17 protein-coding genes are annotated in these 15,668 nt (G+C 76.0%); 6 read left to right on the forward strand and 11 right to left on the reverse strand.

All coding sequences use genetic code 11. From position 1 onward, the window contains the following. Positions 1-120: 120 nt before the first annotated feature. On the reverse strand, positions 121-1,008 hold the full coding sequence (locus ACRYR9_RS17435; protein WP_432498228.1) for a 3-methyladenine DNA glycosylase: 888 nt from the start codon (positions 1,006-1,008) through the stop codon (positions 121-123). A 67-nt stretch (positions 1,009-1,075) separates the two neighbouring features. Here ACRYR9_RS17435 and ACRYR9_RS17440 point away from each other — a divergent pair, with 67 nt between their 5' ends. The 3 genes from ACRYR9_RS17440 to aroC all read left to right on the forward strand — a co-directional run bounded on the left by ACRYR9_RS17440 (position 1,076) and on the right by aroC (position 3,279). After that, entirely contained in the window at positions 1,076-1,414 is a 339-nt protein-coding gene (locus ACRYR9_RS17440; RefSeq protein WP_432498230.1) for a bifunctional 3-phenylpropionate/cinnamic acid dioxygenase ferredoxin subunit, read from the forward strand. Positions 1,415-1,479: 65 nt separating this feature from the next. Continuing rightward, positions 1,480-1,965, forward strand: a complete 486-nt coding sequence (locus ACRYR9_RS17445; protein WP_432498233.1) for an Lrp/AsnC family transcriptional regulator — start codon at positions 1,480-1,482, stop codon at positions 1,963-1,965. A gap of 72 nt (positions 1,966-2,037) precedes the next feature. Further along, a complete protein-coding gene (aroC, locus tag ACRYR9_RS17450) occupies positions 2,038-3,279 on the forward strand; it encodes a chorismate synthase (protein ID WP_432498235.1) in 1,242 nt (413 codons plus the stop codon). 3 nt (positions 3,280-3,282) lie between these two features. Here aroC and ACRYR9_RS17455 read toward each other — a convergent pair whose 3' ends face one another. The 9 genes from ACRYR9_RS17455 to ACRYR9_RS17495 all read right to left on the reverse strand — a co-directional run bounded on the left by ACRYR9_RS17455 (position 3,283) and on the right by ACRYR9_RS17495 (position 11,715). Beyond that, on the reverse strand, positions 3,283-3,897 hold the full coding sequence (locus tag ACRYR9_RS17455; RefSeq protein WP_432498237.1) for a hypothetical protein: 615 nt from the start codon (positions 3,895-3,897) through the stop codon (positions 3,283-3,285). A 26-nt stretch (positions 3,898-3,923) separates the two neighbouring features. Further along, positions 3,924-4,316 carry a hypothetical protein gene (locus ACRYR9_RS17460; protein WP_432498239.1) on the reverse strand — a complete coding sequence of 131 codons (393 nt, stop codon included), beginning with the start codon at positions 4,314-4,316 and terminating at the stop codon, positions 3,924-3,926. Between the two features lie 64 nt (positions 4,317-4,380). After that, complete coding sequence (locus tag ACRYR9_RS17465) at positions 4,381-4,632, reverse strand: hypothetical protein (protein WP_432498242.1); 252 nt, start codon at positions 4,630-4,632, stop codon at positions 4,381-4,383. 57 nt (positions 4,633-4,689) lie between these two features. Next, a complete protein-coding gene (locus ACRYR9_RS17470) occupies positions 4,690-5,907 on the reverse strand; it encodes an AI-2E family transporter (protein ID WP_432498244.1) in 1,218 nt (405 codons plus the stop codon). Positions 5,908-5,994: 87 nt separating this feature from the next. Then, positions 5,995-6,453: a GNAT family N-acetyltransferase gene (locus ACRYR9_RS17475; protein ID WP_432498246.1), complete on the reverse strand. Its 459-nt coding sequence runs from the start codon at positions 6,451-6,453 to the stop codon at positions 5,995-5,997. After that, the gene (locus tag ACRYR9_RS17480) at positions 6,450-7,736 is read right to left on the reverse strand and encodes an adenylosuccinate synthase (protein ID WP_432498248.1); all 1,287 of its coding nucleotides are present in this window, start codon (positions 7,734-7,736) and stop codon (positions 6,450-6,452) included. Before ACRYR9_RS17480 ends, ACRYR9_RS17475 begins: the two co-directional genes overlap by 4 nt. A gap of 106 nt (positions 7,737-7,842) precedes the next feature. Beyond that, a complete protein-coding gene (locus tag ACRYR9_RS17485) occupies positions 7,843-8,898 on the reverse strand; it encodes an NAD(P)/FAD-dependent oxidoreductase (RefSeq protein WP_432498251.1) in 1,056 nt (351 codons plus the stop codon). Beyond that, entirely contained in the window at positions 8,895-9,311 is a 417-nt protein-coding gene (locus ACRYR9_RS17490; protein WP_432498254.1) for a DUF3151 domain-containing protein, read from the reverse strand. Before ACRYR9_RS17490 ends, ACRYR9_RS17485 begins: the two co-directional genes overlap by 4 nt. 76 nt (positions 9,312-9,387) lie before the next feature. Continuing rightward, a complete protein-coding gene (locus tag ACRYR9_RS17495; RefSeq protein WP_432498256.1) occupies positions 9,388-11,715 on the reverse strand; it encodes an ATP-binding SpoIIE family protein phosphatase in 2,328 nt (775 codons plus the stop codon). A 255-nt stretch (positions 11,716-11,970) separates the two neighbouring features. Here ACRYR9_RS17495 and ACRYR9_RS17500 point away from each other — a divergent pair, with 255 nt between their 5' ends. Beyond that, a complete protein-coding gene (locus tag ACRYR9_RS17500) occupies positions 11,971-12,393 on the forward strand; it encodes an STAS domain-containing protein (RefSeq protein ID WP_432498258.1) in 423 nt (140 codons plus the stop codon). A 468-nt stretch (positions 12,394-12,861) separates the two neighbouring features. Here the strand turns inward: ACRYR9_RS17500 and fbaA are convergent, their stop codons facing one another. Beyond that, positions 12,862-13,884, reverse strand: coding sequence for a class II fructose-bisphosphate aldolase (fbaA, locus tag ACRYR9_RS17505; protein ID WP_432498260.1), 1,023 nt, complete (start codon positions 13,882-13,884; stop codon positions 12,862-12,864). A gap of 156 nt (positions 13,885-14,040) precedes the next feature. Between fbaA and ACRYR9_RS17510 the strand changes: the two genes are divergently transcribed. Together ACRYR9_RS17510 and ACRYR9_RS17515 are read left to right on the forward strand one after the other, a co-directional pair. Continuing rightward, positions 14,041-14,607 (forward strand): type 1 glutamine amidotransferase domain-containing protein, encoded by a 567-nt coding sequence (locus tag ACRYR9_RS17510; RefSeq protein WP_432498263.1) that lies wholly within the window; start codon positions 14,041-14,043, stop codon positions 14,605-14,607. Beyond that, a complete protein-coding gene (locus tag ACRYR9_RS17515) occupies positions 14,604-15,614 on the forward strand; it encodes a TIGR03557 family F420-dependent LLM class oxidoreductase (RefSeq protein WP_432498266.1) in 1,011 nt (336 codons plus the stop codon). The genes ACRYR9_RS17510 and ACRYR9_RS17515 overlap by 4 nt, the downstream gene beginning before the upstream one ends. Positions 15,615-15,668: the final 54 nt, after the last annotated feature.

Here is a 15,668-nt window from a genome sequence, read left to right on the forward strand (position 1 = left end):
CGAAGGTCTGCACCGGCCCCACCTCCACACCCACCCCGCCATGATCAAAGAAGGGCGGTGCGTTGACCGGTTGAGACCGCCATGGTTTCCGCCACGAGGAAGCAGGTGGTGCGGGGGTGGTCAGGCGGCCAGGACGGCGTCGCAGACCTCCACCAGCGCCGCGCGCAGCGGGTCGGCCCGCTCGGCGAACGCCCGCTGCGCGCGCACGTACTGCGCCTTGCCCTCCGGCGTCTCGATCGGCACTGGCTCGTACCCCAGCGGCGTCACGTCGTACGGGGAGGCGCGCATGTCCAGCTCGCGCACGTCCCTGGCCAGCTCGAAGCAGTCCAGCAGCAGCTCGCCGGGCACCGCGGGCGAGAGCTTCATCGCCCAGCGGTAGCAGTCCATCGTGGCGTGCAGGCACCCCGGCTGCTCCTGCGCGGCCTGCCCCTCGCGGGTGGGGGCCAGCTCGTTGCGCGGCACCGCGGACGGGGTGAAGAACCGGAACGCGTCGTAGTGGCTGCAGCGGATGCGGTGCGACTCCACCACCGCGTCGGTGCCGGCGTGCCCCAGGCGCAGCGGCAGGCCCGCGTGCCGCACCTGCTCCGGCGAGCTGCGGTGCACCATCGCCCACTCGTGCAGCCCGAAGCAGCCCAGCTGCGCGGGACGGGTGCGGGTGGCGGCCAGGACGTCGCGGGCCAGGCGCACCGTGGGCCCGCGCTGCGCGCGCAGCGACGCGCCGTCCACCACGACGCCGCGGGCGGTGCCCGCGTAGTGCGCCCACCCCTCGCGCTCCCCGGCGTCCAGCAGCTCCACGCCCACCCCGGGGTGCCAGCGGCGCAGCCTGCCGGGCGCCCACGAGTAGTACGTGAAGAGGAAGTCCTCCACGGGGTGCGCCTGGCCGCGCCCGCGCCGCTCGACGGCGGCCGCGGTCAGCGCGTGCGCGCGCTGCGCGTGCGCGGCCTCGCGCGCCGTCCACACCGCCCGCTCCAGCACCCGGGGACCGGCGAGCACGGCATCCGCTTCCACCGGGTCCAAGGTACCGACGCGGGTCCGGCAGACTGACCCGGTCCACGCCCGCACCAGGAGGTCCCCCGTGCCCGACACCCCCGCGCCGGTCGCCGTGTGCACCGTCGAGGCCCTGCCGGACGGCGGCGCCGTGCGCTACGACGGCCCCGGCGCCGACGCCCCGATCTCGGTCTTCAACGTCGACGGCGAGCTGTACGCCGTCGACGACACCTGCACCCACGCGAACGAGTCCCTGGCCGACGGCTGGGTGGAGGACTGCGCCGTGGAGTGCCCCCGGCACGCCTCGGCCTTCGACCTGCGCACCGGCGTCCCCTCGGGCCCCCCTGCGATCCGCCCGGTGCGCACCCACCGCGTCGAGGTCGTCGACGGGCAGGTCCTGGTGCACGTGGGCGAACCGCGCCCCTGAGGTTCCCGGCGTGCACAGCGGATCCACGGGTCGCTGAGCACAATGCCCGTTCACCAGCCGTTCAGATGCGCGAAGATGTCCTGGTGCGCCGCCTCGACCCCATCGACGCCAGGATCCTGCTCGCGCTGGACGACGACCCCCGCGCGACCGTCCTGGGCCTGTCGCGCCAGCTCGGCCTCGCCCGGGGCACCGTGCAGGCGCACCTGGAACGGCTGGAGTCCGACGGGGTGCTGCACCGCTTCTCCCGCCGCCTGGCGCCCGCGGCGCTCGGCTTCTCCATCTCCGCGTTCGTCATGATCGAGATCGTGCAGGGGCAGCAGGAGGACACGCTGAACCGGCTGCGGCGGATCCCCGAGGTGCTGGAGGTGCACGGCATCACCGGGGACGGGGACCTGATGTGCCGCATCGTGGCCCGCGACGCCGACGACCTGTACCGGGTCGGCCAGGACGTGCTGTCCATCCCGGGGGTGGTGCGCACCCGCACCTCGCTGGCGATGCGCGAGCTCGTCCCCTACCGGGTCGACCCGCTGCTGAACGACCTCGCCGACTGACCCGGCCGCCCCCGGGAGCGGCCGGCGGGCGCGTGGGCGGCGGCGCCGCGCGCGTGGGGCAGAATCAGGCGCGTGTTGCGGTGGCTGACGGCAGGCGAATCCCACGGTCCGGCGCTCGCGGGCATCCTCGAGGGCCTCCCGGCCGGCGTGGAGGTGTCCAGCGCCGACATCCGTGCCGCGCTGGCGCGCCGGCGCCTGGGGCACGGGCGCGGTGCGCGGATGAGCTTCGAGCAGGACGAGCTGGAGGTCATCGGCGGCATCCGCCACGGCCGCACCCAGGGCGGGCCGGTCGCGCTGCGCATCGGCAACTCCGAGTGGCCGCGCTGGCAGGAGGTCATGGCCGCCGACCCCGCCGACGCCGAGGGCCGCCGCTACGACGAACCGGGACGGCTGCCCGCGCGCGGGCGTTCCGCGCCGCTGACCCGCCCCCGCCCCGGTCACGCGGACCTGACGGGCATGCAGAAGTACGGCTTCACCGACGCCCGCCCGGTGCTGGAGCGCGCCTCGGCGCGCGAGACCGCCACCCGGGTGGCGCTGGGCGAGGTGGCGCGCGCGTTCCTCGCGCAGGCCGCGGGCGTGGAGGTCCTCTCCCACGTGGTGTCCATCGGCACCGTCGAGGTGGCGCCGGGCACGGTGCCCGGCCGCGGGCAGCGCGACGCGGTGGACGCGGACCCGGTGCGGTGCGCGGACCCCGGGGCCAGCGCCCGCATGGTCGCCGAGATCGACGACGCGCACTCCTCCGGCGACACCCTCGGCGGCGTCGTGGAGGTCGCCGTGCACGGCCTGCCGCCGGGGCTGGGCTCGTACGTGCACTGGGACCGCAAGCTGGACGCCCGCCTGGCCGCCGCCCTCATGGGCATCCAGGCCATCAAGGGCGTGGAGGTCGGCGACGGGTTCGAGACCGCGCGCCGTCGCGGCTCGGCCGCGCACGACGAGATCGAGCGCACCGACGGCGGCGAGGGCCCGGCGGGCATGACGGTGCGCCGGCGCACCGACCGCGCCGGCGGCGTCGAGGGCGGCATGAGCAACGGCGAGGTGCTGCGGGTGCGCGCGGCCATGAAGCCGATCTCCACCGTGCCGCGGGCCCTGGACACGGTGGACACCGCCTCCGGCGGCAAGGCGCAGGCCATCGCGCAGCGCTCCGACGCGTGCGCGGTGCCGGCGGCGGGCGTGGTCGCCGAGGCGATGGTCAGCCTGGTGCTGGCCGACGCGCTGCTGGAGAAGTTCGGCGGCGACAGCGTCGAGCAGGTGCGCGCGAACGTGGCGAGCTACCTGGACGGCCTGGCGATCCGCACCGCTCCCGTGGAGGGCTGAGGCTCAGCGGTACCGGTGGCGCAACCAGGCGTGCTGCGCCACCAGGCCCGCCCCGAGCACGGCGAGCACCGCGGCGACGGCCGGCGGGGCGAACAGGCCGGTCACCGCCCCGACGACCAGCACGACGACGGCGGCGACCGCCAGGGGCAGGGTGCGCCAGGTCTGCACCGGGGGCGGTTCGGGCCCGGGCCGCTGCGTCTCCGGCAGCAGGGCCAGCAGGCAGGACAGCACCACGAGCAGCCAGAGGTCGAACGCGTCGGGAGCGGCGGGGACGACGGCCACGACGACGGCCACGACGACGACGGCGAGCGCGATGACGCTCCAGAAGGCCAGTTCCACGGCGTCCGGTGGTGCGTCCGGTGAGCGCAGCGGCACGTGCCACCAGGCGCGGGCGCACAGCCGCTGGCCGGTCACCAGCAGCAGCGACCCGGCGAGGGGCGCGAAGGAGGCCGCGAGCGGCAGCACGTCCCGGCCGCTGAGCGCGGTGCCCACGAGGGTCGTGAAGGCCCCCAGCAACCCCACCAGCTGCAGCCCGAGCCCGGCCGCGTACAGGCGCCGCCCCGCGCCCGGCTGCCGCAGCGGGTGCGTCCCGGCCCGTTCCCGCGCGTGCGCGTCCACGGCCTCTTCCTCGCGCGTCCTGCGGTTCACAGTCCCCGGACCCCCTTGACGCTCTTGTGCAGCGCCTGCCGGCTGACGCCGAGGGCGGCGGCGAGCTCGACGAGGCTGTGGTCGAGGAGCAGTTCGGCGAGGGCCTGCGCGCGGGCGCGGGCGACGGCCGAGCGCAGCGCGGAGGCGGCGGCGTCGACCTCCGCCAGCACGACGACCGCGCCCAGCAGGCCGCCGCACTCGTCCACCCAGTCACGGTCGGTGGTCTCGCCGGCGACCTGGGCGAGCAGCCCGCGGCCGGAGTCGGCGAGCACGTCGGCGACCACGCGGGGGGTGGTCCAGCGCGCCAGGCGCTCCGCGGCGTCGTCGCCGGGGGCGCGGTGCGCGAGCACCCGCGTCCAGTCCGGCACGTCGTGCGACAGGAGTTCCACGACGACGAGTCGACCCCGGGTTGCGAACCCCGTCAACCCCGGGTTGCGCCAGTGGGGGCCCGAGTCAGCGGCGTGCGGCGTCGACCTCCGCCAGCACGAGCACCGCACCCGACAGGCCCCCGCACTCGGTGACCCAGTCCCGCTCGGTGGGCAGGGCGTCCAGCTGGGCGGTCAGGCCGCGGCCGGAGTCGGCCAGGACCTCGGCGACGACGTCGGGGGTGGTCCACCGCGCCAGCTCGGCGACGCAGCCGTCAGCCGGATCGCGGTGGGTGAGCACCCGGGCCCACGTCGTGCGGTGCTGCGGGGCTGAGGTCACGCGGAACCCTAACCCGGCGTCCCGGCGCGCCCCGGCGAGGCACGCCGGGTCCCCGGCTCACTCGTCGTGGGATCCCGCCGGGGGCTCCGGCGGGGGCGGTGGGGGCGGGTCCTGCACCCCCGGCGCCGGGGCGACGGTGGCGCCGACGGGCCCGGTGCGGCCCAGGCGCACCCCCTGCCGCCGCACGCCGCGCGGGTTGCCGCTGACGAGCGGCAGCAGCCAGCGCGCCGAGGGGTCGGCGTCGACCAGGACGGTGCGCACCAGCAGGCTCAGCGGCACGGCGAGCAGCGCGCCGAGGGCCCCCAGGACCCACCCCCAGAAGATCACCGACAGGAAGGTCAGCGTCGCCGACAGCCCGACCGCACCACCGACGATCTTCGGCTGCAGCAGGCCCTGGATGGTGACGTTGACGACCGTGTAGAGCACGACGACGAGCAGGGCGTCGCGGGGTCCGCCGGCGAGCAGCGCGAGCAGCGCGGGCGGCACCAGGCCGAGGAAGAAGCCGATGTTCGCGATGTAGTTCGTCAGGAAGGCCAGCAGCCCCCACACCAGCGGCAGCGGCACCGCCAGCCAGTACAGGATGCCGACGTCGATGACCGCCACGACGACGCCGAAGACCGTGGCCACCAGCACGTAGCGCCGGGTGCCGGCGGCGAACGCCGTCAGGGCCCCCACCATCCGCGGGTGCCACCAGCTGGCCTGGGCCAGCAGCTTGGGGAAGACCGCGGCGTCCAGCGCCAGGAAGAAGAGCAGGAAGAGCATGAACGTGAACGCCGTGAGGCCGGCCACCAACTGCTGCAGCACGGTCTGCGCCAGGCCGACCAGGCGCGAGGGGTCGATGCTCGCCACCGCCGAGGTGATCTGCGACTGGCCCACCCCGAGGCGGTTCAGCAGGTCCAGGACCTGCCCCTGCAGCTCGTAGTACCGGTCCACGTACTGCGGCATGAGCATGCCCAGGCGCACCAGCGACCACCCCAGGGCGGCGGCCATGCCGAGCACGACGGCGTACAGGACCACCAGCACGACCAGGGTGCTCACCCAGCCGTACACGCCGCGCCGGCGCAGCCACGGCTCCACGGGGTGCACGACGAGGACCAGCACGAGCGCCAGGACCGCCGGGCCGATGGTCGAGGAGAACGCCCGCAGACCGGCGACGACCACCACCGCGGCGGCCAGGCCCACCAGCAGCGGCACCGCGCGGGTCGGGACCGCTGCGCCGGCGTCGGGCGGCGCGGCGGGGGCCTCGCCGGGTGGCGGGGCGTCGTCGGTGGGCATGCGGGGCACCTGTTCGGCCGGGGACGTCGGGCGCCCCGCATCCTGGCGGAGGAACCCGCCCGCCACGACCCGGGCCGGCGGCGGTCCTCAGGCGCCGGGCGCCGGGCGCCGCATGGGCACGTGCGCGATGCCGTCCTCGTCGTAGACGGGCCCGTCGACGGCGAAGCCGAACCGGCCGTACCAGTGCTCCAGGTGCGCCTGGGCGCCGAGGACGACCTCGACGTCCCCGGCCAGCTCCAGCGCCCGGGCCATCAGGCCGGCCGCCACGCCCTGCCCGCGGGCCTCGCGGGCAGTGGCGACGCGGCCGATGCGCGCGGTGCCGTCCGCCTCGCGCAGCAGCCGCAGCGTGCCGGCGACGCGGCCGGCGGCGTCCTGCGCCCACAGCAGCAGCGCGCCGGGTTCGAGGTCGCGACCGTCCAGCTCGGGGTAGGCGCACTCCTGCTCGACGACGAACACGTCCACGCGCAGCTTCAGCAGCTCGTACAGCACGCGCGACGGCACGTCGTCCAGCGCCGCCTCGTACAGGGGCAGGCCGGTGGTGCTCACCCGAGCAGGTCGTGCCGCACGACGGTCTGCTCGCGGTCGGGGCCGACGCCGACCGCGGAGATCCGGGCGCCGGACAGCTCCTCCAGCGCCTCGACGTAGCGCTGCGCGTTCTTCGGCAGGTCGTTCACCGAGCGGGCCCCGGAGATGTCCTCGCTCCAGCCGTCGAAGTACTCGTAGACCGGCTTCGCGTGGTGGAAGTCGCTCTGCGACATCGGGATCTCGTCGAACCGCTCGCCGTCGACGTCGTACGCCACGCACACCGGGATGCGCTCCCACCCGCTGAGGGTGTCCAGCTTGGTGAGCACGAAGTCGGTCACGCCGTTGACGCGGGCGGTGTAGCGGGCCACGAGCGCGTCGTACCAGCCGGTGCGGCGGGGACGGCCGGTGGTGGTGCCGTACTCGCCGCCGTCGCGGCGCAGCTTCTCGCCGTCGGCGTCCAGCAGCTCCGTGGGGAAGGGGCCCTCGCCCACGCGGGTCGTGTACGCCTTGACGACGGCGATGATGCGGTCGATGCGGTTCGGCGGCACCCCCGTGCCGGTGCAGGCGCCCGCGGCGGTGGCGTTGGAGGACGTCACGAACGGGTAGGTGCCGTGGTCGATGTCGAGCATCGTGGCCTGCCCGCCCTCGAACAGGACGATCTCGCCGCGGTCCAGCGCGCGCGACAGCTCCAGGCTGACGTCGCGGACCATCGGGCGCAGCCGCTCCGCGTACGACAGCAGCGTCTCGACGGTCTCGTCCACGGAGACGGCGCGGCGGTTGTAGACCTTCACCAGCAGGTGGTTCTTCTGGTCGAGGGCGCCCTCGACCTTCTGCCGCAGGATGCTCTCGTCGAAGAGGTCCTGCACGCGCACGCCGACGCGGTTGATCTTGTCGGCGTAGGCGGGCCCGATGCCGCGGCCGGTGGTGCCGATCTTGCGCTTGCCGAGGAAGCGCTCGGTGACCTGGTCCAGCGAGCGGTGGTAGGGCGCGATGACGTGCGCGGACGCGGAGACGATGAGCTTCGAGCAGTCCACCCCGCGGGCGGTCAGCGCGTCGATCTCCTCGAACAGCACGCCGGGGTCCACCACGACGCCGTTGCCGATGACGGGGGTCACGCCGGGGGTGAGGATGCCGGAGGGCAGCAGGTGCAGGGCGTACTTCTCGTCCCCCACCACGACCGTGTGGCCGGCGTTGTTGCCCCCGTTGAACTTCACGACGTGGTCGACGCGGGCACCGAGCGCATCGGTGGCCTTGCCCTTGCCCTCGTCCCCCCACTGGGCGCCGATGAGCACGATCGCGGGCATGACATCCCCTGTCTTCCTGGTGTGGTTGCGCGGTCCTGCGTGCACGAGGCCCCCACGGACCTCCGGCGGAGGTCGGCGCAGACCGCGTCGAGCTTACCGGCCCCGCTCAGCCGGCGAGCCGCCCGCGCAGCAGCTCCGCGGCCAGCGCGGTGCCGGACTCCCACGCCGTCTCCACCTTCGAGGTGGGCCCCCACGCGTCGCCGCACACGGCGATGCCGGTGGCCTCGTCCAGCCCGAACCGCTCCTCGGCGTGCTGCCTCAGCGGCTGGGCCAGGGACCAGCGGTGCGCCCGGTTCCAGGACGGCACGGGGGTGGGGCGGCCCGTCAGCAGCGGCCCCAGCGCGGCCACCACGGGGGCCACCGCGGCGGCCGGGTCGTCCAGGTGCTCGGCGGAGAAGTCCGGCGCCGCGTGCGCGACGAGCACGGGGGCGCCGTCGCCGCGGCGGGCGCCGTCGTCGGCGAGGAAGACCAGGAGGTCGTCGTCGTTGACGAACGCGCCGTCGAAGTGCGGCCACCAGCGCTGCGGCCAGGCCGCGTAGACCGCGATGCACGGCCGGTAGTTCCAGCGCGCGGACACGTCGAGGCGGGTGGAGACCATGCGCGGCAGCAGGTCCGCGGCCTGCGGGTCGGGCACGGCCAGCACGACCGCCGCGGCGGGCTGCCCGTCCACGCGGGGTCCGTCGGGCCCGGCCTCGACGGTCTCGACGTCCGTGGAGGTGCGCACGGGCACCGCGGCGCGGCCGGGCGGGGAGAGCAGGTCGTCGACGAGGCTGCGCAGCCCGCCGGGCGCTCCCCAGCGCCACGGGCCGCTGGAGGTGTGCGCGCCCAGGCGGGGCCCGTCGGCACCGCCCGCAGCGCGCCCGCCCCGCACGACGGCGAAGGTGTCGGTCCAGCGGTGCGCCAGGCCCCGCGCCTCCCAGTCGGCGACCTGGGCGCTGAACCGGTCGCCGGAGGCGGTGAAGTACGACGCGCCCAGGTCGGCGACGCGCACGCCCACGGACGTCTCCACCCGCCGGCCGCTCATCCGCCCGCCGGGGCGCCGGCCGCGGTCGAACACCCGCACCGGCACGCCGGCGTCCACGAGGACGCGCGCGCACGCGGCCCCGGCGATGCCCGCGCCGACCACGACGACGGGCGCACGACCGTCGGCGGTGCCGCTCACCTCAGCAGCTCGGCGGGGGCCCCGGGGTCGCAGTCGCGCAGGAAGTCCCGGCAGCGCTCCGCCTCGGGGGTCTCCTCGATCGCCGCCGCCGCGCGCTGCAGGGCGGCCAGCGCGCGCAGGAAGCCGCGGTTCGGCTCGTGGGACCACGGGACGGGTCCGTGCCCGCGCCAGCCGGCGCGGCGCAGGGCGTCCAGCCCGCGGTGGTAGCCGGTGCGGGCGAAGGCGTACGCGGGCACGGGCTCCCCGCGGTCCAGGGCGGCCTCGGCGAGCAGCGCCCAGGGCAGGGACGCCGCCGGGTGGGCGGCCGCGACCGCGGCGGGCTCGGCACCGCCGGCCAGCAGGGCGTCGACCTCGGGGTGCTCGGGCAGGTGGGTGGGCGGCGGCCCGCCCAGCAGGTTCGTGCCGGTGCTCACGGGTGCTCCTCGTCGCAGGGGTCTCGGGGTGTCAGGGTCGGGGCGGCCGGGGTCGATGGGGCGGCCGGGGCCGGGGTCAGGAGGTGGGGACCTCCACCCAGACGATCTTGCCCCGTCGGGTGGGGGTGACGCCCCACCGGCCCAGGGTGGCGACCACCCGCATGCCGTGGCCGCCGGCGCCGTCGGGGCGGGCGTCCACGACGCGGGGCTGCTCCGGGCTGTCGTCCTCCACCTCGATGCGCAGGGCGCCGGGCAGGTCGAACAGGCGCAGGCCCACCGGCCCCCAGCCGTGCAGGACGGCGTTGGCGACCAGCTCGGAGACGACGATCTCGGCCTGCGGGCCCACGCCCAGGCCCCACACCGCGCAGGCGCGCAGGGTGGCGTGGCGGGCCTTGCCGACCGACGAGGGTTCCGAGGGCAGCTGCCAGCGCCGGCGGCGGGGCGTGTCCGCGACCGGTCGCGCGGGCTCCTCGGCCTCCTCGGGCACCCGGACCACGACGACCGCGGTGTCGTCCTCGGGCGACTCCCCCAGCCCCTGCAGCAGCTCCTCGCCGATCCCCGCGGCGTCGCGGGCGCGGCTGCCGGCGAGGACCTCGACCAGCACCTCCATGCCGTCGCGCATCGGCCGGTGCCGGGCCTCGATGAGGCCGTCGGTGTAGAGGACGAGGACGTCGCCGGGGTGCAGCGCGCGCTCGCGGGTGGGCCGGGGGCGCTCGCCCAGCCCGACGAGGGTGCCGGTGGCGTCGTTGAGGACCTCCACGGCCGGGCCGTCGCCGGCGCGTGCGCGGCGCAGCAGCGGCGGCAGGTGCCCGGCGCTGCTCCACGCCACCTCCCAGCCGCCGTCGTCCAGGCGCCGCAGGGTGGCGTACACCAGGCTGGCCATGCGCGGGATGCTCACGCCCGCGGCGAGCTGGTCCACGCGCATGAGCACGCTGCCGGGGTCGTCGAGCTCCTGGGCCGCCGAGCGCACCACGGAGCGCATCTGCCCCATGGCGGCCACGGCCTCCACGTCGTGGCCCACGACGTCGCCGATGACCACGCCGGCGCTGCCGTCGGGGGCCGTCAGCACGTCGTACCAGTCGCCCCCCACCTGGGCGTGGTCGGCGTTGGGCGCGTAGAACGCCCAGACGTCGAGCCCCTCCACCGCGGTGTCCTCCGGCAACATGCTCCGTTGCAGCGTCTCCGACAACTCGTGCTCCCGTGCGTGCAGTCTCGCGTTCTCCACGGCCAGCCCGGCGCGGCGGGCCGCTGCCCGCAGGACGGCCTCGCCAGCGGCCCCCGGTCCGCTCTCCCCGGGTACGACGACCAACCACCCCAGGACGTGCCCGGACCCGGGCAGCGGCAGGGTCAGGACGTCGGGCCCCGCCCGCCGGGTCAGCCCGGCCGGCCACCCGGGGACGCTGCCGGGGTCCTCGCCGCGAGCGCCGGGCGGGGGCCGCCACCTGCGGCCCACCAGGTCCTCGAACGGCTCCCCCGCCGCGGCGACGACCTCGGCCCCCGGCCCGGGCGCGCGGCCCCGCCCGTCGTCCAGCAGGACGACCAGCGCGGCGGGCACCACCGAGCCGGCCAGCGCCCGCGCCGCGACCCCCAGCTGCGCGACCACCGCCCGGCGGGTGCGGGCCGGGCCGGGCAGGGAGTCCAGGGCGGCGAGGACGCGCAGCGGGTCCGGCCGGCCGGGAGCCGCCCCGACGGCGGTGACGTCGCTGTGCCACGTCACCACGTGGCACACCGCGCCGGTGCGGTCCCGCAGGGGCGTGCTGCGCACCCGGTGCAGGAACCGGGTGCCGTCGGGGCGCTCGCCCAGCACGGTGACCGCGGAAGGCTCCCCGCGGCGCGCAGCGCGGCGCAGGGCCGGGTGCGCGTCCTCGTCGTCCGACAGCAGCAGCCCGGCGCAGCCGCGGCCCACGACGTCACCGGCGGGCACGCCCGTGACCCTGCTCCAGCCGGCGCCCACCCACTGCACGACGCCCCGGGCGTCGTCGGGGACCTCCCCCGCGCCGGCGGCCGGGCCCGCGGGCAGGGACGTCAGGGCGGCGGCGGCCACGGCGGCCGGGGCGCCGGGAGCGGGTGCCGCGGCGTCCAGGACCTCGTGCAGGGACAGCAGCGCCCGCCGCTCCCCCACGGGCGCCACCGCGAGCCACCACCGGCCCTCGACCAGCTCGCCGGGCACCGCTCCGGCGAGGGCGCGCTCGGCGGCGGCGGCGGGCAGCCCGGCGGCCCGGCAGAACGCGGGCAGGTCCGTGGAGGGCGCCGAGGACGCTCCGGCGGGCGCCGCGCGGCGCAGTGCGGCGGCGTCCGCGGCGGCCACCCCGGCGGGCCGGCCGGCACCGGCGGGCAGGTCGAGCAGCAGCACCGCGGCGGGCTCCTCGCGCAGCGCCAGCGGCTGCGGTGGACTGCCGGGCATGCGGGCGTGCTCCTCGGGTCGGGTGCTGCGTCTCGCGTGGCGCGTCGCGGGTGCGCGACGGCACCGCGACCTCGCTCGATAGCATGCAGGTGGCCTCGACGGGCCGCGCGCCGAGAGCGGTCCCGCCCCGAACGGGCGGGCGCACGTCGCGCAGCGACGCCGTCGTGACCTACTGTGCGGCGACGAGCCGCGCCGGAGACCAGCAGCCTGCAGCCAACCGGGCACGGCCACCGATCGCGGTACTTCGGAGGGACGATGACGAACGACGCGACACCCCCGGGCGAGACGTCCCGCGTACCCGAGGTCCGCTCGGTCGACCCCGGGTCGGTGCACGTGCTGTACGAGCCGCGCGCCACGCGCGTGGTGCTGACCGGTGAGATCGACGCCGAGCTGGGCCCGGACCTGCTGGAAGCCGCCGAGGACGCCCTGTCCTCCGGTCGCCCCCTGCAGGTCGACGCCCACCACGTGACCTTCATGGACTCCACGGGCCTGGCGTTCCTGGCCCGGCTGGCCTCGCGCTCCCGCGGGCGCCGCGTGACCCTGATCCGGCCGCCCGCGGTGGTGAAGTTCCTCATCGAGACGACGAACATCGTGCAGCTGCTCGACGTCGTCGACGAGGAGCCGCGCCCGGGTGCCGAGGACGTCACCGCCTACGACGACGGGCCCGAACCGGCCTGAGCGCTGTGCCGGGGATCGTCCCGGCCGGGTTCTCGCCCGGGTGGGGAGGGGTGTTCCTCGCCGGGCTCTCCGCGCGCGGCCGACCGCGCCCCTCGCCCGGGTGCGCGGGGCGCGCTCCGGTCGCCCGGCGAGGAACACCCCTCCCCACCCTCTGAGCGTCGCCGAGCCGCGCACCCCCGCGCAGCACCGGTCGGCGCACCGGGACGCACCGGCGGGCCCGGCCCCTCCCGGGTACGGTCCTCCGCCGCGTCACCACGCACCCGGGTGACCTGACGAGAGGGTGGTGGGACGTCCTCGGGTCCGGGCGTCCGGAGCCCGCCCCGCGCAGCCGGGCGAGGTGGTCCACCCGGTCGCGGGCGGAGAGCCCGGACCCGAGGACGTCCCACCACCCGCGCCACCCGGCCACGACGACGCGGGAACAGCACGGACGGCGGCCTGGACCCGCGTGGGGCCCGGGCCGCCGGGACGTCACTTCAGGCGCTGGCCGGCGCTGCGCAGGGACTGCGCGGCCTCGACGACGCGCGCCGCCATGCCGGTCTCGGCGAGCTTGCCCCACGTGCGGGGGTCGTACGTCTTCTTGTTGCCGACCTCGCCGTCGACCTTGAGGACGCCGTCGTAGTTGCGGAAGACGTGGTCGACGATCGGCCGGGTGAAGGCGTACTGGGTGTCGGTGTCGACGTTCATCTTCACGACGCCGTGGTCGACGGCGGCGGCGATCTCCTCGGCGAGCGAGCCGGAGCCGCCGTGGAAGACGAGGTCGAACGGCTTGTCCTTGCCGACCTCGGCACCGACCTGGTCCTGGATCTCCTTGAGGATCTCCGGGCGCAGCTTGACGCCGCCGGGCTTGTAGACGCCGTGGACGTTGCCGAAGGTGAGGGCGGTGAGGTAGCGGCCCTTCTCGCCGGTGCCGAGGGCGCGCACGGTGGCCATGGCGTCCTCGACGGTGGTGTAGAGCTTGTCGTTGATCTCGTTGGCGACGCCGTCCTCCTCACCGCCGACGACGCCGATCTCCACCTCGAGGACGATCTTGGCGGCGGCGGCCTTGGCGAGCAGCTCCTCGGCGATCTGGAGGTTCTCGTCGAGGGGCACGGCGGAGCCGTCCCACATGTGGGACTGGAACAGCGGCTCGCGGCCGGCGTCGACGCGCTCCTGGGAGATCGCCAGGAGGGGGCGCACGAAGCCGTCGAGCTTGTCCTTGGGGCAGTGGTCGGTGTGCAGGGCGATGTTGACGTCGTACGCCTTGGCGACGTGGTGGGCGTACTCGGCCAGCGCCTGCGCGCCGAGGACCATGTCCTTGACGGTGGTGCCGGAGAGGAACTCGGCGCCGCCGGTGGAGACCTGCACGATGCCGTCGCTCTCGGCCTCGGCGAAGCCGCGGATGGCGGCGTTGAGGGTCAGCGAGGAGGAGACGTTGATGGCCGGGTAGGCGAAGGACCCGGCCTTCGCGCGGTCGAGCATCTCGGCGTAGACGTCCGGGGTGGCGATGGGCATGGCGACTCCTCGTCGTTGCGGCTCTGGCGCCCCGATCCTTCCACGGGTGGGCGCCTCCAGTCAGGCAGGTCGTGGAGGCGTGCGTCACCCCCGCTCGCGCCGGGGCCCGGTGCGGTCCGAGGTGCCGGACGCCCGCGGCGGTGCCAGCGTGGGGCCATGAGCGACACGCAGCTGCAGGGGAAGAGGGTCGCGTTCCTGGTGGCGACCGAGGGCGTCGAGCAGGTGGAGCTGACGCAGCCGTGGGAGGCCGTGCGGGCCGCGGGCGGCGAGCCGGTGCTGGTCTCGACGCAGCCGGGCCGGGTGCAGGCGTTCGACCACCTGGACGCGGCCGACTCCTTCGCCGTGGACGTCCTCGTCTACGACGCCACCGTCGGCGACTACGACGCGCTGGTGCTGCCGGGCGGGGTGGCGAACCCGGACTCGCTGCGCACGAGCCGGGAGGCGGTGGCGTTCGTGGGGCAGTTCGCGGCGTCGTCCAAGCCGATCGCGGCGATCTGCCACGCGCCGTGGACGCTGGTGGAGGCGGACGCGGTGCGCGGGCGGCGGCTGACGTCGTGGCCGAGCTTGCAGACGGACCTGCGCAACGCGGGCGCGGAGTGGGTGGACGAGCAGGTGGTGGTGGACACCTCCGGTCCGGGGCCGCTCATCACGAGCCGGAAGCCGGACGACCTGGAGGCGTTCTCGAAGACGCTGCTGGAGCACGTGGCGGGGGTGTCGTCGTGAGCGAGGTCCGCATCGGCTACACCTGCATGTCGGAGCAGTCCGACCCGCGCTGGCTGGTGCGCGACGCCGCCGCCGCGGAGGAGGCGGGTTTCGACCTGGTCGTCTTCTCCGACCACTACTCGCCGTGGCTGACGTCGCAGGGGCACGCCCCGTACGCGTGGAGCGTTCTGGGGGCGGTCACGCAGGTGACCTCCCGCGTGGAGCTGATGACGTACGTGACGTGCCCGACGATGCGGTACCACCCGGCGGTGGTGGCGCAGAAGGCGGCGACGGTGGGCCTGCTGTCGGAGGGCCGCTTCACGCTGGGGCTGGGTTCGGGCGAGAACCTCAACGAGCACGTCGTGGGGCACGGCTGGCCGGCCGTGGAGGAGCGCCAGGACATGCTCGTGGAGGCGCTGGAGATCATCTCCGCGCTCTTCGACGGGGACCTGCTCAGCTACGCGGGTGAGCACTTCCGGGTGGACTCGGCGCGGTTGTGGGACCGCCCGGCGCAGCGGGTGCCGATCGCGGTGGGCGTGTCGGGCGAGAAGTCGTGCTCGCGGTTCGCCCCGCTGGCGGACCACCTGATCGCGGTGGAGCCGGACCCGTCGCTGGGGCCGATGTGGGACGGGGCGCGGGACCCGGCGCAGGCGGCGACGAGCCGGCGGATCGGGCAGCTGCCGGTGTCCTGGGACGCGGACCGCGACGCGGCGGTCGCGCGGGCGCACGAGCAGTTCCGGTGGTTCGCGGGCGGCTGGAAGGTGAACGCGGACCTGCCGACCACGGCGGGGTTCTCGGGGGCCAGCCAGTTCGTGCGGCCGGAGGACGTGGCGCAGCAGATCCCCTGCGGGAACGACGTGGACGCGGTCGTGGAGGCGGCGAGCGCCTTCTTCGAGGCGGGGTTCACGGACCTGGCGCTGGTGCAGGTGGGCGGTGAGCACCAGGAGGGTTTCCTGCGCGCGGCCGAGTCGGAGATCCTCCCGGCGCTGCGCGAGGCGGCGGCCTCCCAGGACCCCTCCCCCAGCTGATCCCCATCCCCTCCCCGACCCCCGCGGTGGTCGAGGAAGTCGCGACTTCCTCGA

The sequence above is a fragment of the Kineococcus auxinigenes genome (assembly GCF_050871525.1).
GTDB lineage: Bacteria > Actinomycetota > Actinomycetes > Actinomycetales > Kineococcaceae > Kineococcus.

Coding starts and splice junctions, on each gene's coding strand:
- ACRYR9_RS17445 (WP_432498233.1), top strand. CDS start 1,480: ATGCGCGAAGATGTCCTGGTGCGCCGCCTCGACCCCATCGACGCCAGG.
- ACRYR9_RS17470 (WP_432498244.1), bottom strand. CDS start 5,907: ATGCCCACCGACGACGCCCCGCCACCCGGCGAGGCCCCCGCCGCGCCG.
- ACRYR9_RS17480 (WP_432498248.1), bottom strand. CDS start 7,736: ATGCCCGCGATCGTGCTCATCGGCGCCCAGTGGGGGGACGAGGGCAAG.
- ACRYR9_RS17495 (WP_432498256.1), bottom strand. CDS start 11,715: ATGCCCGGCAGTCCACCGCAGCCGCTGGCGCTGCGCGAGGAGCCCGCC.
- ACRYR9_RS17500 (WP_432498258.1), top strand. CDS start 11,971: ATGACGAACGACGCGACACCCCCGGGCGAGACGTCCCGCGTACCCGAG.
- fbaA (WP_432498260.1), bottom strand. CDS start 13,884: ATGCCCATCGCCACCCCGGACGTCTACGCCGAGATGCTCGACCGCGCG.
- ACRYR9_RS17510 (WP_432498263.1), top strand. CDS start 14,041: ATGAGCGACACGCAGCTGCAGGGGAAGAGGGTCGCGTTCCTGGTGGCG.